Raw genomic sequence first — 20,224 nt, forward strand, 5'->3', positions numbered from 1 at the left:
GGATATAAAAGGACTTATGCCGGTACTGACGAGAGGGGACTCACATATGATCGTGATGCCTACAACCTATAGCCCGATGACAGTCGCACGCGCCTTTACGCGGGTGGAAGAGATTGAACTCTCAGGGCGATTGCTGCATGTCATCTATGATCCCCAGACGCCTCGCGCGGCAATCATTGAAGCGGATATCGAAATCTTTGAAGGCATACCGCGACATCGGGTTGTGGCAGCGCTGGATTTACAGCGCAAACCTGCACTCGGTAAAGATATCGTTGCTGTTGAACGCTGCTGGGAAGATGCCCACATCCTTCAGGTTGAAGGCGTCTGTGTTGATCCTGGCGAGCGGGATAAAGGGCTGGCAACCCGACTTTATGAGGCATTAATCCTCCAGTGCGGAATTACGCTAATAAGCGATTTTGAACAGTACGAAGGCGGTAAAATGCTTTGGCAAAAGATTGCCCGTGAATCGGATCAAATCGCTGTGTTCGTACTGGATACCGAGCAAGGCGCATTTTGGCCTTATGATGGCAGTAAAGTGATTTACGATGGCGGCTGTATTCCTGAGGAGCGTATCTGGAGTGTTTCGCCTGACCAAAAATGCCATCGCGTTGTTTTAGTGGCCGAGAACAGGCAACGTGCGAATCACCTTATGGAAGAAACTTCCCCTTACAGAATTTGAGATTCCTCCGCTACTCGCTCCACCCGCTGTTTATTACCGTAAAGCCAGCTCACCTGCGAGACTGGCTTTATGAAACATTACTCTACCGCCCTGTTATTGGGTCTGCTCTCATTAACCAGCCATCTGGCTCACGCTGATATTGTTGACGACACCATCGGCAATATTCAGCAGGCGATTAACGACGCCTACAACCCCAACAGCGACCGCAGTAACGATGACGATGACCGTTACGATCGGCGTCGCAGCAGCGATAACCGACAGTATGAAGAGCGCCAGCGCCAGCTGGACGATCGCCGTCGTCGCCTGGATGAACGTCAGCGCCAGCTGGATGAAGACCGGCGTCGTTTAGAAGATGACGAGCGCAGGCTGGAAGAGGATTACGATCGGCGGTAATGCCAATGCCCGGCGGCGCGCCGCTTGCACGGGCCTACGGTTTCCCAGGCCGGGTAAGGCGAAGCCGCCACCCGGCATTGCGATACCTCAGTCCAGCGCCAGTACCATCCCGTCATACCCCGCTTCAAACCCCACAGGGAGCGGGTTGTCCATCATCCACACGTCAAACTCATGGCTGATATGGGTCAGGATCACCTGCGGGCAGACAATTACCTTATTGAGCGCAATAACCGTATTTAAATCGCAGTGGTTGCGCGGGGGCTCGTCCTGCGGCGCATGGCTACAGTCAATCACGATCGCCTGCGGCTGGTTGTTGAGCAGAAACTTCACCGTTTTCTCCGGCAGTCCGGCGGTATCGGAGAGCCAGGCCACGCGGCTGTGGGCGCTCTCCAGCAGATAGCCAAAAGTCAGCTTCGAATGGTTGAGCGGCAGCGGCGTCACCCGCAGGCCCTGGAGTTCAAAGACCACAAACGGCTCGAGAGTATGGCTAAAGTCGAGAAGGCCGGGATGTTTAAAGAGATCGTCGCACCCGGCTTCATCTGGCGGGCCGTAGACCGGAATGGTCGCCCCCACGCCCCAGCGCAGCGGAAACAGCCCCTGGACATGATCCATGTGGTAATGGGTGAGTAAAATCTGCTGAAAACTGCCCGCAGGCCAGTCGTCCATCAGGTGCGGGATCCCGGCATCCAGCAGCGTCACCGCATCATTGAATTTGACCACCGCGCTACAGGGGCGACGGCGATAATCTTCCTGCAAACGCGCCCGGCGGCAGGCCGGACAGTCGCAGCCAAAAGCGGGCACCAGCTGGGCGCCACCGGTTCCCGTTAACGTAATGGTCAGACTCATGGCGCCTCCTTACAGAGGTTTAGTGAAGCGGAAGTGGCTCTGGGTATACCCTTCACGAAGATAAAAGCGGTGCGCATCGAGACGCTTTACGCTGGTGGAGAGCTCGGTCATCTCCGCCCCGGCGTGACGGGCCTCTTCTTCCGCCCAGGCCAGCAGCCGGCTGCCGACCTTCAGACCGCGCGCCTGCGGCATCACCACCAGCTCCTGGATCTCCCCGATCCAGTTGGCGTGATGCAGGTGAAACTGCATGTGCAGGCCGATCATCCCGATGATATGTCCATCCTGTTCCGCCAGCTGGTAACGCATATTGTGATCCTGCAGATTGGCCGCGAACCCCGCATGGAACGCCGAACGGTCAAGCTCCGCCTGTTTTAACTCACAGATCAGGCCATAGACCGCGTCAACGTCCTCCGCGGTGGCGGGGCGCAACTCACACTCGGGCATGGTTTTTCTCCTTCTGGCTAATGAGTGAAAGGAAGTTGTCGACAGACTGATGCAAACTGCCGTCATTGTTAAGGATCGGGCAGTCGGACGGCGTATAACGGGCGGCGCGCGCCAGCCGCTGGTCGATCTCTTTAGCGCTCTCCCGCCCACGCGCCTGCAGTCGGCTACGCAGGATCTCCGGCGACACCTGCAGGCAGATCGGCAGCAATGCCCCGGCGTAACGCGCCTGCGCCTGGGGCAGATGGGCGCGCGAGCCGTTTACCACCACGTCGAACCCGGCGTGCAGCCAGAGATCGATCTCCAGACCCACCCCATAATAATAGCCATTAGCGTGCCAGCTCAGGGCAAACAGATGCTGCCCGGCGCGGGTAAAAAACTCCGGCTCGCTGAGGGCGATGTGGTTTTCGCTCCCGGCAGTAGCGGCGCGCGTGATATAGCGGTGCGCCACCAGCAGTTGTGGATGAGGCTGCTCGCGCAACGCCGCCAGCAGGCTATCTTTTCCGGAGCCGGAAGGCCCCATTAACCAGATTAGTCTTCCCATCAGAACACCCGTTTTCCCTGACGCCAGACGTGGTCGATATGAATGTGCTCGCCTTTACGGTGCGCCAGCACCAGGTCCGCCCGCTTGCCTTCGCCAATCACCCCGCGATCGTCCAGGTTGAGCGCCTGCGCCGGGTTGCGGGTCACCAGGCGGATCGCCTGCGGCAGGGTAAAACGATTCTCCTCGTCGCCCGCTACCCGGAACGCCGCATCCAGCAGGCTGGCGGGGTAGTAATCGGAGGAGAGGATATCCAGCAGGCCGAGGGAAGCGAGCTGGCTTGCCGCTACGTTGCCGGAGTGCGAGCCGCCGCGCACGATATTCGGGGCGCCCATCAGCACGTTCATTCCGTGCTGGCGGGAGGCCTCTGCGGCTTCGAACGTGGTAGGAAATTCGGCGATCACGCTGCCAAGCTGCCGGGATTCAAGCACATGATCCGCGGTTGCGTCGTCATGGCTGGCGAGGGCGATATTGCGCGCCCGGCACAGCGCAGCAATGGCCTGGCGGTTGGGCTGCGACCAGCGGGCGGCAAGCTGAAGCTGCTCCTCTTCGTAGCGCGCCATCTGCGCGTCGTTGAGGGCATATTTACCCTGATAATATTCACGATACTTTTCGATATTAGCGAACTGGCGCTGGCCCGGAGAGTGATCCATCAGCGACACCAGAGTGACCGGCTCACGGTCCACCAGCTTCTCGAACAGCGGCAGGGTGGTGTGATGGGGTAGCTCGCAGCGCAGGTGCAGGCGGTGCTCGGCGCGGTTGAGGCCGCGCTTCTGCGTCTCTTCCACGGCGTTGATCATCTTCTCCAGATTCTCCAGACGATCGCCGCCGTCGCGCACGTCGCCAATCGCCACCGCATCCAGCACCGTGGTGATGCCGCTGGCGACCATCATCCCGTCGTGGCTGCTCATTGCCGAATGGGCGGGCCAGTCCACTTTGGGCCGCGGGGTGAAGAACTTATCCATGTTGTCGGTGTGCAGCTCAATCAGCCCTGGCAGCAGCCAGCCGCCTTCACCGTCCATCGCTTCCGGCAGGCGGCTTTGGGTTTCGGCAAAGGCGCGAATGATGCCGTCCTGAATGTCGATGGAGCCGTCAACGACCTCGTTTTCCAGCACCAGTTTTACGTTATTGACGATCATGCGGTGATCCCCATCGGGTGCAGACGATCCGCCACGCGATCCCGCACCGCGTCGTCGTGGAAGATCCCGACGATCGCTGCGCCGCGCGCTTTGGCCTCTTCGATCAGTTCAATAACCGCTGCGCTGTTTTTGGCATCCAGCGAGGCGGTCGGTTCATCGAGCAGTAAAATCGGGTAATCGACGATAAAGCCGCGGGCTATATTCACCCGCTGCTGCTCGCCGCCGGAGAAGGTGGAGGGGGCGAGATGCCACAGGCGCTCCGGCACGTTAAGGCGCGTCAGCAGGCTGGCGGCTTTGGCGGCGCAGATGTCGCGCGGTACGCCCAGATCCAGCAGCGGCTGCATCACCACCTCCAGCGCTGGAACGCGCGGGATCACCCGTAAAAACTGGCTGACCCAGCCAATGGTGGTGCGCCTGACGTCCCGCACCTTAAGCGCCGGGGCCTGCACCAGATCGACCCATTCGTCGCCGTGGCGCACATGGATATGGCCTTCGTCCGGCAGGTAGTTGGCATACAGCGAGCGCAGCAGGGTCGATTTGCCGCTGCCGGAGTGGCCGTGCAGCACCACGCATTCGCCATTTTTTACCTCAAGGGAGGCGTTTTGCAGCACCGGCAGGCGCACGCCGTTTTGCTGGTGGAGTACAAAGGTCTTACTTACGTTTTGTACGTGGATCATTTTGGCCTCGTGGCGTTTTCTTGCCGGGTGGCGCTGCGCTTACCCGGCCTACAAGGTGCTGGATTCATTGCCGGGTGGCGCTTCGCTTACCCGGCCTACAAAGAGCGCGGTCCGTAGGCCGGGTCAGGCGAAGCCGCCACCCGGCAACAGCAACCTCAATTCTGCAATACGGACGACACCAGCAACTGGGTGTAGGGATGGTGGGGATCGTCGAGTACCCGGTCGGTCAGCCCACTTTCCACCACTTCGCCGCTCTTCATCACCAGCAGACGGTCCGCCAGCAGGCGGGCAACGCCCAGGTCGTGGGTGACAATCACCACCGCCAGGTTCAGCTCCACCACCAGACCGCGGAGCAGATCCAGCAGGCGGGCCTGCACCGACACGTCCAGCCCACCGGTAGGTTCATCCATAAAGACCAGCTTCGGATGGGTAACCAGGTTGCGGGCGATCTGCAGGCGCTGCTGCATCCCGCCGGAGAAGGTGGTGGGCAGGTCGTCGATGCGCGACGCCGGGATCTCCACCTCCTCCAGCCACTGTTTCGCCGTCGCGCGGATGTCGCCGTAGTGGCGCGCGCCGGTGGCCATCAGCCGTTCGCCGATGTTGCCCCCCGCCGAGACCTGGCGGCGCAGGCCATCCATCGGATGCTGATGCACCACGCCCCACTCGGTGCGCAGCAGGCGACGTCGCTCGGCCTCGCTCATGCCATACAGCGAGTGGCCGTCATAGAGAATGTCGCCGTTCTGCGGCGTCAGGCGCGCCGAGAGGGATTTCAGCAGGGTGGTTTTGCCGGAGCCGGACTCGCCGACAATCCCCAGCACTTCCCCCGGCCACAGGTCAAACGACACGTCGCTGAAGCCTTTGCACGGCGCATAAAGGTGGGTCAGGTTAGTGACCGAAAGCAGCGGTTTCATTGGCTGTTGGCCTCGCTCTGTTGGCGGCAAAAATCGGTATCGGAGCAGACAAACATCCGTTTGCCGGTGTCATCCAGCACCACTTCGTCGAGATAGCTGTGCTTCGACCCACAGATGGCGCACGGCTCATCCCACTCCTGCACCGTAAACGGGTGATCGTCAAAGTCGAGGCTCTCAACCCGCGTGTAGGGCGGCACGGCGTAGATGCGTTTTTCGCGCCCGGCGCCAAAGAGTTGCAGGGCGGGCATCATGTCCATCTTCGGGTTATCGAACTTCGGGATTGGCGACGGGTCCATCACGTAGCGCCCGTTGACCTTCACCGGGTAGGCGTAGGTGGTGGCGATATGGCCGAAGCGGGCGATATCCTCATACAGCTTCACCTGCATTACGCCGTACTCTTCCAGGGCGTGCATGGTGCGGGTTTCGGTTTCGCGCGGCTCGATAAAGCGCAGCGGTTCGGGGATCGGCACCTGGAAAATCAAAATCTGATCTTCAACGAGCGGGGTCTCCGGGATGCGGTGGCGGGTCTGGATCAGCGTGGCGTCTTCGGTGCGCTCGGTGGTGTTCACCCCCGTCACGCGCGTAAAGAACTGGCGGATCGAGACGGCGTTGGTAGTGTCGTCCGCCCCCTGGTCAATCACCTTCAGCACATCCGCTTCGCCAATCACGCTGGCGGTGATCTGAATCCCGCCGGTGCCCCAGCCGTAGGGCATGGGCATTTCACGGCCACCGAACGGCACCTGATAGCCGGGGATGGCGACCGCTTTTAAAATGGCGCGGCGGATCATGCGTTTGGTTTGCTCATCCAGATAAGCAAAGTTGTAGCCGCTGAGGTTAGCCATTGTCGCGCTCCTGTTGCAGACGTTTAAGCAGCTCCAGTTCAGCCTGGAAATCGACGTAGTGCGGCAGCTTGAGGTGCGAGACAAAGCCTGCGGCCTCGACGTTATCCGCGTGGGCCAGCACAAACTCCTCGTCCTGCGCCGGGCCTGTAATGTTCTCGTTGTAGTCGGGAGCCTGAAGGGCGCGGTCAACCAGCGCCATCGCCATCGCCTTGCGCTCGCCCATGCCGAACACCAGGCCGTAGCCGCGGGTGAAGTGCGGCGCGTCGTTATCCGGGGTGACGAAGCCGTTCACCATTTCGCATTCGGTCATCAGCATTTCACCGACGTTCACCGCAAATCCCAGCTCTTCCGGCACAATATTGATGTCGATATAGCCGCTGCGGATCTCCCCCGCGAAGGGGTGGTTACGACCGTAGCCACGCTGGGTGGAGTAGGCCAGCGCCAGCAGGTAGCCCTCGTCGCCGCGCATCAGCTGCTGCAGGCGCGATGAGCGTGAACAGGGGTAAACCGGCGGCGTGCGGGTGATATCGTCTGGCTCATCGCCGCAATCCTCTTCCGCTTTCGCCAGCCCCTGGTTGGCCAGCAGGCTAAAAACGTGCGGCGCGGCGTCCTGCTCGGTGTTTGAGGGGGTAAGGCGAGGGGCTTCGCCGTTTGCCAGCAGGGTAAAATCGAGCAGGCGATGGGTGTAATCGTAGGTCGGGCCAAGCAGCTGGCCGCCGGGAATGTCTTTATAGACCGCCGAAATACGGCGCTCAAGGCGCATCTCTGCGGTGTTGATGGGCTCGCTCACCGCCAGCTTCGCCAGCGTAGTGCGGTAGGCGCGCAGCAGGAAGATGGCCTCGACGTTATCACCGCTGGCCTGTTTCAGCGCCAGGGCCGCCAGCTCGCGATCGGCGATGCCGCCTTCGGTCATCACCCGGTCAACGGCCAGGTTCAACTGCTGTTCAATCTGGGCGACGCTCAGCTCGGGGATCAGCTCATCGCCCCGGCGTCTGTGCTCCTGCAACGCGTGGGCGGCGGCGATCGCCTTCTCGCCCCCTTTGACGGCAACGTACATCAGCACACCTCCACGTGGGTGGTTCGCGGGATTGCCAGCAGGCGCTCGCCACAGGTCAGCAGCAGGTCGATCCCCAGCGGGAACGGGTGCGGGCGCTCGGTCAGCTCGTGAATGATGCACTCCGGCAGCTGCGGGGCGACCATCCGCTCCTCGGCGATGCCGGCCCCGGTCAGGCGCAGCATGCGTCCGCCACTCAGGCTGGAGACCTGCAAAATCAGGGTGGCGCTGGTCTCCGGCGCCACGGCGGTGCCCTCGCTCAGGGCGTTGAGCTGCTCGTGGCCGATCTGCTCGTCGGCGACGGCGAACACCGCCTGCTGCGGCTGCTCCACCAGCGGGGCGCTGGTATGAAAACGCAGGTTGCTGCTGACGATATCGTTGCTGACGGAGCCCGACAGCCAGACCGGGGTGTCGTTATCGGCCAGGGTCAGCAGCACGCTGGTGGTGGCGAGGTTCAGCGGCTGCCAGCCATGCTTAAGCTGATGCAGCGAGACGATGACGCCCGGCTCGCTCATCGCTTTCAGCAGACGACGAAAACTGTGCTGGGCATCCTGCACGGCAAGGGTAAAAGCGGGGTGAAGTGTCATGCGTTGTCTCCGCGAACGAGCGTAAAGAAGTCGACCCGGCTGGTGTTCACTTCGGCCTGACGGGCGGCAAGGCGTGCGGCGCGGTCGGCTTCCAGCGGGGCAATAACGGTTTCCATCAGGGCCTGAAAATGGGGGGCTTCCTGCAGCAGGGCGTCCACAACGGCGCACTGCTCGGCGTGGGGTTTGTTACGCCCGAGCAGGTAGCTGTAGCCGAGGGTGCCGCTGGCAAGCCGCACTACGGCGCGGGTCAGGGTGGCATCGCCAGCAAAGTAACGTGCCCCGGTGCCGCCCATCCGCGCCTGGATCTGCACCAGTCCGGTTTCAGGCGCGCGGATCAGTTCATAAGCGGGCGACAGGCTCAGCGCCGACATCCGCGCGGCAAGCGCCGCAGGCTGGCTGTGGGCGAGCACCGCCATCCAGTGCTGGCGGGTGGAGGTATCGAAATGCATTCAGTGCTCCATGGTGAATTCAATCATGTCGGCGCGGGTCAGGCTGACGGAGTACTCCGTCGCGTTCACCTCGCCGTCACGGTGGTTAAGGGTGCGCACGCAGAGCAGGGGCGCCATGTTGGGGATCTCCAGCACCTTGCTCTCTTTGGCCTGGGCGCGGCGGGCGCTGATGCGCGTCTGGGTGCGTTTGAGCGCAACCCCCGTAGCATCCTGCAGAAAGTCATGCAGCGAGCCGCTGGTGAAATGTTGCAGCACCGGCCAGAGGGCCAGGTCCGCGAAGTAGTGATCGATCTGGCACACCGCCACGCCATTGACCCGGCGCAGGGTACGCAGGTGGATGACGTTGTCCCCCTCCTGGATCCCCAGCGCATCCGCCACGTGGCTGGAGGCCGGACGCAGCACCGAGAGCAGTTTTTCGCTGGTGGGGTGGCTGCCCTGATCCAGCAGGTTCTGGCTGAAACGCGCCTGGGCGTTGAGCGGGTAGTCGAACGGGCGCATCAGCACCAGCACGCCGACGCCCTGGCGGCGCTGTACCCAGCCGCGCTCCACCAGCTGGTCAATGGCCCGCCGCAGGGTGTGACGGTTGACTTCATAGCGATCGGCAAGCTGCTGTTCCGCAGGTAGATAGTCCCCGCAGCGGTAGTGCGTGCGCAGCTCTACTTCGAGCTTCGCCGCAATCTCTTGCCAGCGGGTAGGGTAACTGGTCGGATGTCTGGATAAGTGCATAGAAATCAAAGCCTCGCTTCTCAGATGAAGTGCTTACGCAAACGTTGAGAGAGGAAGTCCAGCAGGCTGACGGTGATGATGATGAGCACCATCAGGGCGCAGGTTTGCTGGAACTGGAAACCGCGAATCGCTTCCCACAGGGTGACGCCAATTCCGCCTGCGCCCACCATGCCAACAACGGTGGCGGAGCGGACGTTGGACTCAAAGCGGTAGAGGGAGTAGGAGATGAGCAGCGGCATCACCTGGGGCAGCACGCCGTAAAGGATCTCTTCAATTTTGTTGGCACCGGTGGCACGAATGCCTTCGACCGGGCCGGGCTCAATGGCTTCTACCGCTTCCGAAAGCAGCTTGGAGAGTACGCCGGTGGTGTGAATAAAAAGCGCCAGCACCCCGGCGAAGGGACCGAGACCGACGGCGACCACGAACAGCATCGCAAAGACCATTTCGTTGATGGCGCGGCAGGCGTCCATCAGGCGGCGCACCGGCTGGTAAATCCACCACGGCACAATGTTGTCGGCGCTCATCAGGCCAAACGGAATGGAGAGCACCACGGCCAGGGCGGTGCCCCAGACGGCGATTTGCAGCGTGACGGCCATCTCGCCGAGGTAATCCTGCCACTGGCTGAAGTCCGGTGGGAAGAAGTCGGCGGCGAAGGTCGCCATGTTGCCCGAGTCCTGGATCAGCGTCAGCGGGGCCATTTCCGCCCCTTTCCAGGAGACGACGAGCACTGCCAGCAGTACGGCCCAGCTGATCAGCGAGAACCAGCTGCGCTTTGGCGGTGGGAGAGTGATGGTTTGCATGTGTGCTCCTTAATCTGTTCTCCCTCTCCCTCAAGGGAGAGGGAACGTAATCACTGCACCGCTTTGGTCACGCTGGTCATTGCGCCCAGCGCGGCGGTCAGGCGGTCGAGATCGTCCAGCTGCGCCTGAATTTCAGACAGCTTGCTGTTCTTCTCTTCCTCTTTCAGCGTCTTGTTGTCCTTCACGCCCTGGATCTGTTTGAACAGCGCCAGCTGGCGAATCGGCACCAGCTGCAGGTCGCTGGAGGCGCGGAACGGCGCCCAGCCCAGGCGCTCCAGCACGGTTTTCTCTTCCGCGGTTTTGCCGTAGTTCATAAAGAAGTCGTACACCTTCTCCTTGGTGCTTTCGGAGAGGTTCTTACGCCACACAATCGGGTCGCCCGGGATCAGCGGGGATTTCCAGATCACCTTCAGTTGTTTCAGCTTGTCTGGCGCGGAGGTCTTCAGCTTGTCGAGGTTTTCGGTGTTGTTGGTGGCAACATCCACCTGTTTGTTGGCGACGGCCAGGGCGTTGGTTTCATGCCCGGCGTTGACCGTGCGTTTGAATTCGCTGGTGGAGACATTGTTTTTGGCAAAGACGTAATAGCCCGGCACCAGGAAGCCCGACGTGGAGTTGGGATCGCCGTTGCCAAAGGTGAGCTCTTTACGTTTGGCGAGCATGTCGTTGAGGTTGTTAATTGGACTGTCTTTATTGACGATCAGCACGCTCCAGTAACCCGGGGAGCCGTCGGCGGCCACGGTTTGCGCAAAGACCTGACCGTTGGCACGATCCACCGCTTCCATCGCCGAGAGGTTGCCGTACCAGGCGATGTCCACTTTATTGAAGCGCATCCCCTGGATGATGCCCGCGTAGTCCGGGGCGAAGAAGGCGTTCACTTTGATCCCCAGTTTGGTTTCCATATCATTCAGGAACGGTTCCCACTGAGGCTTCCGGTTCTGCTGTGATTCCGTCGAAATAATGCCGAAATTCAGCGCTTTTTCCTGCTCCTCAGCAAACGCAGGGCTGAATAGGGTGCTGATGCTGAACATGCTGGTGAAGGCCAGCGCGGCAACCGTCTTATAGCTCATTTCCATTCCTCATTGTGGGGACGTTAAGCAGCCTGCGCGCGCTCTTCGACGCGGTTAATGCTGCGGTAGAGATGATCAAAGCGTTCGTTATCAAACTGATGGCTGGCGCCATCGAAGAAGACGTGCCCCTGACGCAGGGCGACGATGCGCTCGCAGTAGCGCAGGGCGTAATCCACCTGGTGCAGCGTGACCACCACGGTGATGCCGTCCTTGCGGTTAATGTCGCGCAGGGTTTCCATGACGATGCGGGCCGACTCCGGGTCCAGCGAGGCGATCGGCTCATCGGCGAGAATGATTTTGGCTTTCTGCATCAGCGCCCGGGCAATGGCCACGCGCTGCTGCTGACCGCCAGAAAGGGTGGAGACGCGCTGGTGGGCGAAGTGGGCCATGCCGACGCGGGTGAGCGCCTGCAGCGCCTCCTGCTTCTGAGCTGGCGAGAACCAGCGCAGACAGGTGCGCCAGAACGGGGTGCTGCCGAGCGCGCCAATCAGCACGTTCTCCAGCACCGTCAGGCGGTTCACCAGGTTGAACTGCTGGAAGATGTAGCCGGTCTGGGCGCGGCTTTTGCGGATATCACTCGCCAGACGGCCCGCGCGCTGCACGGTATTGCCCAGCAGCTCAACGTGGCTTTCTGAGGTTTTGTCGCAGGTGATGAGGCCGCTTAAGTGGCGCAGAAGAGTGGATTTACCTGAACCGGATGGCCCGAGCAGCGCTACCATTTCGCCCTGCTGGACGGTCAGATCAACGGCATGCAGAGCCTTGTTATGATGGAAGGTCTTGCTGAGTTTCTCGACGCGGATGACAGTGTGCATGGGTAAGGCCTCAATTCAAATGTGGCCTCATGCTGGCGGATCAATGTGACATTTAGGTTAAGTGTTGGTTGCGAGAGTTTGAAGAGTTGAGGTGAAAGCGATGACAGGCGATCAACGAGAAGGGGGAGGTATTTGTAGGCCGGATAAGCGAAGCGCATCCGGCAAAAGTGCCCGGCGGCGCTGCGCTTGCCGGGCCTCAAAAGACAACGACAAATCAGTTCTTCTTCACGAACTCGGATTTGAGCTTCATCGGGCCGAAGCCGTCAATTTTACAGTCGATATTGTGGTCGCCCTCGACCAGACGGATGCCCTTCACTTTGGTGCCGATCTTCAGCATTGAAGAGCTGCCTTTGACCTTCAGATCTTTAATGACGGTGACGTTGTCGCCATCCGCCAGCAGGTTGCCGTTGGCATCTTTAACGATCAGCTCATCGCTCTCGGCTACGGGTTCTGCGTTGTTCCATTCGTGAGCGCATTCCGGGCAGATGAACATACCGTTATCTTCATAGGTGTATTCAGAGTTGCATTTAGGACAGTGTGGAAGCTGCATGGTGTTCTCCTCAAAATAGTGCGAACCGGCGGCAATGAGGCCCGCTAAAAATCGACAGGTTGTCGAAAAAGGCGGCAAGTATAGCGCATGTCCTTACTTTTGTCGGTGATATTATTTTTCGCTTTTGGCTAAAAAAAGCGTTTCTGATGACAGGGTCTGTCAGTGACTCAGGTAATGATAAGTACCCGGCGCGAGAATGAAACGCTTGCGAATGAAAGCAATAATATTTTATTGCGGCAAATTGATACGCCGTGTCATTTCGGATAAGGTTAAGGTGCTAATGATATTCACCGTAAATGTTTTTATAGCCATCCCCGGGCTTGCAGGGATGATTACCCCCTCATTTTTGGTGGGCGATTAAAGATGGTTTATCCTGAAATTTATTAAATTTGAGCTACGCTCTTAGTCTTTCGATTTCCCTGACCGAAGGAGCGCGCTCCGCTGCTTTCAGCGCTTAAAGAATATATTTGATTGTCATCAGGCAATTATTTTGCGTCGAACATATTTGCTACACGGAATCATATAAGCCGATCCTTCATTCTTAAAATAATTCGGTTATATAAAATTTGTGTTAAGGGAAGGCTTTTTACTATGCATACACAAACAATATTTGAGTTAAGCCAGGAAGCTGAAAGACTGCTGCAACTCTCATTGCAGAATCTCGAGTCACTTAGCGCCATGCCTGTTGCGATGCTGGACAATGCAACATCGGCCATTACCGGCGAAACCAGCAACGTTTTACCTCTACATTTTAGTACCCGTGGTTTAGAAGCGCAGCAGTCCATGCTGAATAATGAACTGCGCAAAATTACCCGTCTGGAGATGGTGCTGGCGATTGTGGGCACCATGAAAGCCGGTAAATCGACGACGATTAACGCCATTGTGGGAACGGAGGTGTTGCCCAATCGCAACCGTCCCATGACCGCCTTGCCGACGCTGATCCGTCATACGCCTGGTCAGAAGGAGCCGGTGCTGCATTTTTCTCACGTGGCGCCGATCGATACATTAATAAAACAAATGCAAAAGAAGCTGGCCAATTACGATCGCGGCAAGCTGGCCCAGCAACTTGAAATTGATAAAGATATGAATGCGTTGCTGGGGCGCATTGAAACCGGCGAAGCGTTTGAAAAACATTATTTAGGCGCGCAGCCGATATTTAATTGTTTAAAAAACCTGAATGGTTTAGTGCGACTTTCTCAGGCGCTTGGAACAGATTTTCCCTTCTCCGCCTATGCAGCGATTGAGAATATCCCGGTTATTGAGGTGGAGTTTGTCCATCTGGCCGGGCTGGATGGTCATTTGGGGCAATTAACCCTGCTGGATACCCCCGGGCCGAATGAGGCCGGGCAACCGCATCTGCAAAAAATGCTTACTGAGCAGCTCGCCCGCGCTTCGGCGGTGCTGGCGGTAATGGACTATACGCAACTGAAGTCGATTTCGGACGCCGAAGTGCGGCTGGCTATTTCTGCCGTCAGCAAATCGGTACCGCTCTACGCGCTGGTCAACAAATTCGATCAGAAAGACCGCAACAGCGATGATGAAGAGCAGGTGCGGGCGATGATCTCCGGCACCCTGATGAAAGGCCATATCTCTCCGGGGCAGATCTTCCCGGTCTCCTCGATGTGGGGATACCTGGCGAATCGGGCGCGTCATGAACTGAATCAGCACGGCAAGCTGCCGGATCACCAGGAGCAGCGCTGGGTGCAGGATTTTGCCGAAGCTGCGCTGGGCCGCCGCTGGCGGACTGCCGATCTGGACGATATTGAGCACGTTCGCCACTCCGCCGATCTGCTGTGGGAGGATTCCCTCTTTGAGCAGCCGATCCGTAAGCTGATTTATGCTGCCTACGCCAATGCCTCGCTGTATGCGTTACGCTCGGCGTCGCATAAGCTGTTGAACTATGCCCAGAACGCCCGGGAGTATCTCGATTTCCGCTATCAGGGGCTGACGGTCGCCTTCGACGAGCTGGAGCTGAATATCGCCCGCCTGGAAGAGGATATGGCGCTGTTGCAGTCCCGCCAGGCGTCGGTAAGCAATGAGGTGCGGCATGAAGTTGGACAGGCGCTGGCGGCGACCGACCTGTTTATCAGCACGCAGCAGAACGATATCAAACATGCGGTCGCGCACATCTTCAACCCGGATAATTTGCTCGATCTGGCCGGGTTTAAGCCGCACACGCTCCATGCCGAGGCGTTAGCTACCCCGGGACAACTGGTGCTGGATGATGAAGGTCAGGCGCAAATCCTGCTGAGCAAAATCCGCTCCTCCTGTGAAATGATCCTGCTGGATGCACAGGCAAAAATCGGTCGCGAGCTGTCGCTGCGGTTTGACCAGCTGGAAACCACGCTGGCCCGCTCCCTGAACGACGCCATGCGGCCCATTGAAACGCGGATTAAAGAGGAGCTAAGCCATGCCGGATTCCGCGCGCGGATCAGCTTCCCGGCGTTTCAGGCAAACCAGCTTAACTTCAATACCCGGGGGCTGTTCAGCGATGCTATCGCTCAGGAGAGCCTGCCGGCTGGCCAGGGGCAGGGAACCAGCAGTGCGCTGCGCGACACGGTCTCCCGCTGGTTGAATAATCCGGGCTGGGGCTGGGAAGATTATGTAATGACGCGGACGCGCTATGTTATTAACGTGTCAGAGCTTCATGAAAAATTTAAACAGCATATAGATCACTTTTGTGAACAAATTCGTAAAGCTTTGGCTGCGCAGGTCGATGTCTCTGTTACAGCGGGTATGGCGACATTCTTTGCGGAATTCTCGTTATGCCTTGCAGGGTTACAGGAAAGCTTGCGTGATAGCCTCGCAGTGCGTCAGCAAAATGAGCATGCCACACGGGCGCTCAGCCAGCTGTTGCAGCAATGCATTACGACTGCGACGTGGATTCAGGAAGATACCCGACTGTTACGCGATGATATTCAAACGTTATTCGCGGCAGAGCAACCATGACAAAACAACTACTGGACGGTCCCGGACGGACGCTGGAATGTATCCATCCTAAATTTATGGTCGACCTGGTGCAGGGGGCTGACGCGCAGCGTCACACCTCTGTGGTGTCGCAACAGCAGCACTTTCGTGAACGTTTAACCCAGGAGATCATGGCGCAGTCTCATCTTCGTCAGTGGGCCATGGGGGGAATGTTCAGCGAAAATGCTGTGCTGCGACTCGGGCTGGCAGAGAAGCTGGCGGGCATGTTCGACCCCGGCCATCTGGCGCTGACCCGGATGACGCACATTCTCTCCACGCTGCGCCAGCAGGCCAGCCTGCGTAATCAGCCGCCGATTGGCGTGGTGCATCAATACGAAACCCTCTCCGCCCATTTTCAGCAACGTGCGCAGTTCAAAGAGAAGGCGTTAACCCAGCGCGGATTAACGGTGCAGGCAGGCGTTCACAGCGAGCAGATTTTTACCCGCTGGCGCGCCGGGCACTACGACGGCTGGTCGCTGGCCGGTCGTGGTTATGTGGCGCTGGAGGAGCTGCGCTGGGGGGCGTTCGGTGATGCCTGTCGGCTGGCGAATGCGGACGTCAGCGCCATGTTGAAAGATAACCTGTGCAGCATGGTGGCTAACTATCTGGCGCAGGGGATCAACGCTGCACCTAATACCCGCCATTTTTATCACCAGTGGCTCACCACGCCCAGTACGCCGGGGATTATCGACCATAAAGATATGCTGGGCTGGCTGGGTGACTGGTGTGATGTGGAGAGGCATCCGGTGTGCTGGTCGGTGACGCAAAGCTGGCAGAATGTGGCGCTGGGGATGCCGAGATTGTGTTCGGCGGCGAGGCTGGCGAAAGCGATGGTGGAGGAGGTTTTTGGGGAGTAGGGGATTCCCTCTCCCGTGAGGGGCTGAGGAATCCTCAGTCATTTTCTTATGCTTAACGCAATGAAATAATTAGAGAGTAATAAAAGACTTACAGCGACTCCCTGGTCCGCCTGAAAATCGCTGAGGCGTTGACCGTAGGCCGGGGCGAGGCGCAGGGATGCGCCGAGAGGGCGTGACCTACATGGATGTAGGATCACGCCCGACCCGATAGCCGAAGGGAATAAGCCGAAGGAACCGCGAAGCGGCGATTTTCTTTGCCGGGAGCCGGGGTAGCCAGGGGGGAGGCGGCGAGCCCCCCTGGCACGTTCACCGGTTCAGGTGTGACAGAGAGGCAAAGAACGTAAGGTGAACGGAACCAACAACGGAGTTGCATGTTCCCCCTCACCCTAACCCTCTCTCAAGGGAGAGAATAGTCCGGGCGAGGGCTTGTATCTCAGTGGTGCAGTGATTCAACCGGGCGCTGTTCTTCGGTCGTGGTTGGGACGTTGCCAAAGCGTTTGGCGTACAGCGCGGTAATAATCGGCACCAGAATCGCGGTGACGATGACGCTTGCAGCAACCAGCGCGGTAGCGGAGGCGGCAACCGGTTCGAACGCCGGGTTAATCTGGGCGATAATCACCGGGTTTGCCACCGCAGCGCCTGCTGCGGAAGAGGCGGCGACACCCGCAGTACCATTCCCGCCGCCGATAACGCGGTCGGCAATAATCAGTGGGATACCGGTGATAACGATAACCGCCACACCCAGCACGATACCCAGCAGACCCGTATCGAGGATAACGTTCAGGTTGATGGTGTTACCCAGCGCGAAGCCGAAGAACGGGATCAGAACCGGGGTCGCTTTGCTGAAGAAGTCGCGCAGATCGTGGTCCAGGTTGCCGAGGGCAAAACCGATCAGGAACGGCAGGACGGCGCCGACAAAGTGGTGCGGTTCAAAGGAGGCCAGACCGGCGGAGCCGAGGATCAGCATGGTCATCAGCGGGCCAGATTCCAGAGACATCAGCACGAACGCGCCGGACTCCTCTTTGGTGCCGTACTGGTTCATCAGGCTGGCATACAGGCCACCGTTGGTCATGTCCATTGCAGAAACAATGGCCAGCACCGAGAGGCCTGCGAAGAAGCCGGTCTGAATACCGTTTTCCGGAATAAACATGGCACAAACCATCGCCACAATCCACGCCACGGCAATTTTGGTAATTACCAGCGTACCGGATTTACGTAATACCGTACCCGTTGCACGTAAATTTATGGAAGCGCCAATACAGAAGAACCAGACCGCAAGGATCGGTACTGTGCCGGTAATCATGCCTTTGGTGAATCCACCAAAATAGGCTCCAGTATTAGGCGCTAAGGTATTTAAAATTGCACCCAGAACCAGCGGAACCAGCATCATCCCTCCGGGGATGCGTTCTATCGCGGCTTTAATCTTCATCATCAACCCTCACATCTCATCGCGCATCGCCAGCGGATAAGTGATATTTAATAATCTAATGAATTCAACGAATTGTGACCTAGTGGCGTCAGCGGATTCGTCATTCATACAGCAGATATAACCAGTTTGGTTTTTTTAAGCCTTCACTCAAAGGCCACCAGACTCGTTGTAACGGGCTTATGATGCGATCGTTGGAATTGCGATTCAATCAAAACAAAACAGTGTTTTAGTTATCTTCGTCACATATTTTAAGGAAACAAGATATTTGCCTCTTGATTATTAAAACCGCTGTAAATGCATTGTAAAATAATGTCGTTCTTTTTTAATTTCACAGCAAATAATAACGTTCGAAAGGGTATTTACAGAACCAGACATAAGAAACAACTGATGGGCATGTATTTACAGTTTTGACACTTCTGGTGATAACCATAAAAAAATATGTGAAGTTGATCACACATATAAACGCTGGTAGGGTAAAGGCTGTCATTCACAGCCCAGACAGGCGTCAACAGGTTCGGTTGTACCGGTCCGAAAGGTCAGTGTAAGTAAACCTGCTACGCTTGAGAGACGAGAATGCGCATGAAGCGCTTCCCGGGTTCCATAGAGCGCATTTTTCAGCGCTGTGGTGAGGACTGGGCTTAGTCTATGAGGATAGCAATGCTTAAAAGGAAAAAAGTTAAACCGATCACCCTGCGCGACGTCACCATTATTGACGACGGCAAACTGCGTAAAGCGATCACCGCCGCCTCGCTCGGTAATGCGATGGAATGGTTCGATTTTGGTGTGTATGGCTTCGTGGCCTATGCGCTAGGTAAAGTCTTCTTCCCCGATGCCGATCCCAGCGTGCAGATGATTGCCGCCCTCGGGACCTTCTCTGTTCCTTTCCTTATCCGACCGCTGGGTGGCCTGTTCTTCGGGATGCTGGGGGACAAGTATGGCCGTCAGAAAATCCTCGCCATCACGATTGTGATTATGTCGGTCAGCACCTTCTGTATTGGTCTGATCCCGTCGTACGCCAGTATTGGCATCTGGGCGCCGATCCTGCTGCTGCTTTGTAAGATGGCACAGGGCTTCTCGGTCGGGGGTGAATATACCGGGGCGTCGATCTTCGTCGCCGAATACTCCCCGGACCGTAAGCGCGGCTTTATGGGCAGTTGGCTCGACTTTGGCTCCATTGCCGGGTTCGTGCTGGGCGCGGGCGTAGTGGTGCTGCTCTCCACCGTGGTGGGCGAAGAGAACTTCCTCTCCTGGGGCTGGCGTATTCCGTTCTTCCTGGCGTTGCCGTTGGGCATTATCGGCCTCTACTTGCGTCACGCCTTAGAAGAGACCCCGGCGTTCCAGCAGCATGTTGATAAGCTGGAGCAGGGCGATCGCGAAGGGCTGCAGGATGGACCGAAAGTCTCGTTCAGAGAAATTGCCACCAAACACTGGCGCAGCCTGCTGACCTGTATCGGTATGGTGATCTCCACCAACGTGACCTATTACATGCTGCTGACCTATATGCCGAGCTATCTGTCGCATAACCTGCACTACTCGGAAGATCACGGCGTGTTGATTATCATCGCCATTATGGTGGGCATGCTGTTTGTCCAGCCTATCATGGGTCTGCTGAGCGACCGCTTTGGCCGTCGCCCCTTCATTATTTTTGGTAGTGTCGCGCTGTTCGCGCTGGCTATCCCTGCCTTCATTATGATTAACAGCAATGTGATCGGGCTGATTTTTGCCGGCCTGCTGATGCTGGCGGTGATCCTTAACTGCTTTATCGGCGTGATGGCCTCCACCCTGCCGGCGATGTTCCCGACGCACATTCGTTACAGCGCACTGGCGGCGGCGTTTAATATCTCGGTGCTGATCGCCGGTCTGACCCCTACGCTGGCGGCGTCGCTGGTGGAGAGTACCCAGAACCTGATGATGCCAGCGTACTACCTGATGGTGATTGCGGTCATCGGTCTGGTAACCGGCATTTATATGAAAGAGACGGCGAACCTGCCGCTGAAAGGGGCGACGCCTGCTGCGTCTGACCTTCAGGAAGCGAAAGAGATCCTGCGTGAGCACCACGACAACATTGAGCAGAAGATAGAAGATATCGATGCTGAAATTGCGCAACTGCAGGCGAAGCGTTCCCGACTGGTCGATCAACATCCCCGCATCAATGAGTAAATAACAAAACCCGGCTTCGGCCGGGTTTTGCGTCTTTTGTCACCATAACGTCACAGCATATAAGGTAGATCATATTTTCTATGGTTTTCCTGATTTTGCCTGCGTAATCGTTTTTTTTCATACCGAAAAGGAATACGACTAAAGTTTATTGGCGCTTTGATTGAATAGTGCTTACGCTGTATACAAGCAGATGCCTCTAAAAAATCGACGCTTTGAGCGCTATGAGAGAAGTGTATGCCGGGTTCAACACCAATGTAGTTGTGAATGCAGACAGACCCTGAGATGCTGAATCTTTTC

The 20,224-nt window shown here is 57.8% G+C and carries 21 protein-coding genes; 5 read left to right on the plus strand and 16 right to left on the minus strand.

Translation table 11 applies throughout. The features are described from left to right. The first annotated feature begins 46 nt into the window (after nucleotides 1-46). Complete coding sequence (locus C2U54_RS06445) at nucleotides 47-679, plus strand: N-acetyltransferase (RefSeq protein WP_103177895.1); 633 nt, start codon at nucleotides 47-49, stop codon at nucleotides 677-679. 69 nt (nucleotides 680-748) lie between these two features. After that, nucleotides 749-1,072, plus strand: coding sequence for a DDRRRQL repeat protein YjdP (yjdP, locus tag C2U54_RS06450; RefSeq protein WP_103177896.1), 324 nt, complete (start codon nucleotides 749-751; stop codon nucleotides 1,070-1,072). An 87-nt stretch (nucleotides 1,073-1,159) separates the two neighbouring features. On the opposite strand, the gene phnP is transcribed toward yjdP, so the two are convergent. From phnP to C2U54_RS06525, 15 genes are all read right to left on the minus strand, one after another. Then, on the minus strand, nucleotides 1,160-1,918 hold the full coding sequence (phnP, locus tag C2U54_RS06455) for a phosphonate metabolism protein PhnP (RefSeq protein WP_103177897.1): 759 nt from the start codon (nucleotides 1,916-1,918) through the stop codon (nucleotides 1,160-1,162). A gap of 9 nt (nucleotides 1,919-1,927) precedes the next feature. Next, nucleotides 1,928-2,362, minus strand: a complete 435-nt coding sequence (phnO, locus tag C2U54_RS06460; protein WP_103177898.1) for an aminoalkylphosphonate N-acetyltransferase — start codon at nucleotides 2,360-2,362, stop codon at nucleotides 1,928-1,930. Then, nucleotides 2,349-2,906: a ribose 1,5-bisphosphokinase gene (gene phnN / locus C2U54_RS06465; protein WP_103177899.1), complete on the minus strand. Its 558-nt coding sequence runs from the start codon at nucleotides 2,904-2,906 to the stop codon at nucleotides 2,349-2,351. Before phnN ends, phnO begins: the two co-directional genes overlap by 14 nt. After that, complete coding sequence (gene phnM, locus C2U54_RS06470) at nucleotides 2,903-4,039, minus strand: alpha-D-ribose 1-methylphosphonate 5-triphosphate diphosphatase (RefSeq protein ID WP_103177900.1); 1,137 nt, start codon at nucleotides 4,037-4,039, stop codon at nucleotides 2,903-2,905. The genes phnN and phnM overlap by 4 nt, the downstream gene beginning before the upstream one ends. Beyond that, nucleotides 4,036-4,716: a phosphonate C-P lyase system protein PhnL gene (gene phnL / locus C2U54_RS06475; RefSeq protein ID WP_103177901.1), complete on the minus strand. Its 681-nt coding sequence runs from the start codon at nucleotides 4,714-4,716 to the stop codon at nucleotides 4,036-4,038. The genes phnM and phnL overlap by 4 nt, the downstream gene beginning before the upstream one ends. Before the next feature lie 155 nt (nucleotides 4,717-4,871). Further along, nucleotides 4,872-5,627 carry a phosphonate C-P lyase system protein PhnK gene (gene phnK / locus C2U54_RS06480; protein WP_103177902.1) on the minus strand — a complete coding sequence of 252 codons (756 nt, stop codon included), beginning with the start codon at nucleotides 5,625-5,627 and terminating at the stop codon, nucleotides 4,872-4,874. Next, a complete protein-coding gene (gene phnJ / locus C2U54_RS06485; protein WP_103177903.1) occupies nucleotides 5,624-6,469 on the minus strand; it encodes an alpha-D-ribose 1-methylphosphonate 5-phosphate C-P-lyase PhnJ in 846 nt (281 codons plus the stop codon). The genes phnK and phnJ overlap by 4 nt, the downstream gene beginning before the upstream one ends. Further along, entirely contained in the window at nucleotides 6,462-7,526 is a 1,065-nt protein-coding gene (locus C2U54_RS06490) for a carbon-phosphorus lyase complex subunit PhnI (protein ID WP_103177904.1), read from the minus strand. Before C2U54_RS06490 ends, phnJ begins: the two co-directional genes overlap by 8 nt. After that, complete coding sequence (gene phnH / locus C2U54_RS06495; RefSeq protein WP_103177905.1) at nucleotides 7,526-8,110, minus strand: phosphonate C-P lyase system protein PhnH; 585 nt, start codon at nucleotides 8,108-8,110, stop codon at nucleotides 7,526-7,528. Before phnH ends, C2U54_RS06490 begins: the two co-directional genes overlap by 1 nt. Next, entirely contained in the window at nucleotides 8,107-8,559 is a 453-nt protein-coding gene (phnG, locus tag C2U54_RS06500) for a phosphonate C-P lyase system protein PhnG (RefSeq protein WP_103177906.1), read from the minus strand. The genes phnH and phnG overlap by 4 nt, the downstream gene beginning before the upstream one ends. Continuing rightward, nucleotides 8,560-9,285: a phosphonate metabolism transcriptional regulator PhnF gene (phnF, locus tag C2U54_RS06505; protein WP_103177907.1), complete on the minus strand. Its 726-nt coding sequence runs from the start codon at nucleotides 9,283-9,285 to the stop codon at nucleotides 8,560-8,562. Between the two features lie 20 nt (nucleotides 9,286-9,305). Next, on the minus strand, nucleotides 9,306-10,085 hold the full coding sequence (phnE, locus tag C2U54_RS06510) for a phosphonate ABC transporter, permease protein PhnE (protein WP_103177908.1): 780 nt from the start codon (nucleotides 10,083-10,085) through the stop codon (nucleotides 9,306-9,308). Between the two features lie 50 nt (nucleotides 10,086-10,135). Continuing rightward, nucleotides 10,136-11,152: a phosphonate ABC transporter substrate-binding protein gene (gene phnD / locus C2U54_RS06515; protein ID WP_103177909.1), complete on the minus strand. Its 1,017-nt coding sequence runs from the start codon at nucleotides 11,150-11,152 to the stop codon at nucleotides 10,136-10,138. A 23-nt stretch (nucleotides 11,153-11,175) separates the two neighbouring features. Then, nucleotides 11,176-11,964 carry a phosphonate ABC transporter ATP-binding protein gene (gene phnC / locus C2U54_RS06520; RefSeq protein ID WP_103177910.1) on the minus strand — a complete coding sequence of 263 codons (789 nt, stop codon included), beginning with the start codon at nucleotides 11,962-11,964 and terminating at the stop codon, nucleotides 11,176-11,178. 214 nt (nucleotides 11,965-12,178) lie between these two features. Next, on the minus strand, nucleotides 12,179-12,514 hold the full coding sequence (locus C2U54_RS06525) for a zinc ribbon domain-containing protein YjdM (RefSeq protein WP_103177911.1): 336 nt from the start codon (nucleotides 12,512-12,514) through the stop codon (nucleotides 12,179-12,181). A gap of 591 nt (nucleotides 12,515-13,105) precedes the next feature. Here C2U54_RS06525 and crfC point away from each other — a divergent pair. Together crfC and C2U54_RS06535 are read left to right on the plus strand one after the other, a co-directional pair. Next, a complete protein-coding gene (crfC, locus tag C2U54_RS06530) occupies nucleotides 13,106-15,463 on the plus strand; it encodes a clamp-binding protein CrfC (RefSeq protein WP_103177912.1) in 2,358 nt (785 codons plus the stop codon). Continuing rightward, entirely contained in the window at nucleotides 15,460-16,338 is an 879-nt protein-coding gene (locus C2U54_RS06535) for a diguanylate cyclase regulator RdcB family protein (RefSeq protein WP_103177913.1), read from the plus strand. The genes crfC and C2U54_RS06535 overlap by 4 nt, the downstream gene beginning before the upstream one ends. A 433-nt stretch (nucleotides 16,339-16,771) precedes the next feature. On the opposite strand, the gene kdgT is transcribed toward C2U54_RS06535, so the two are convergent. Further along, nucleotides 16,772-17,767 (minus strand): 2-keto-3-deoxygluconate transporter, encoded by a 996-nt coding sequence (gene kdgT / locus C2U54_RS06540; protein WP_103177914.1) that lies wholly within the window; start codon nucleotides 17,765-17,767, stop codon nucleotides 16,772-16,774. Between the two features lie 657 nt (nucleotides 17,768-18,424). Between kdgT and proP the strand changes: the two genes are divergently transcribed. Then, nucleotides 18,425-19,927 (plus strand): glycine betaine/L-proline transporter ProP, encoded by a 1,503-nt coding sequence (gene proP / locus C2U54_RS06545; protein ID WP_103177915.1) that lies wholly within the window; start codon nucleotides 18,425-18,427, stop codon nucleotides 19,925-19,927. Nucleotides 19,928-20,224: the final 297 nt, after the last annotated feature.

The organism is Leclercia sp. LSNIH1 (assembly GCF_002902985.1).
In the GTDB taxonomy this organism is placed as follows: domain Bacteria; phylum Pseudomonadota; class Gammaproteobacteria; order Enterobacterales; family Enterobacteriaceae; genus Enterobacter.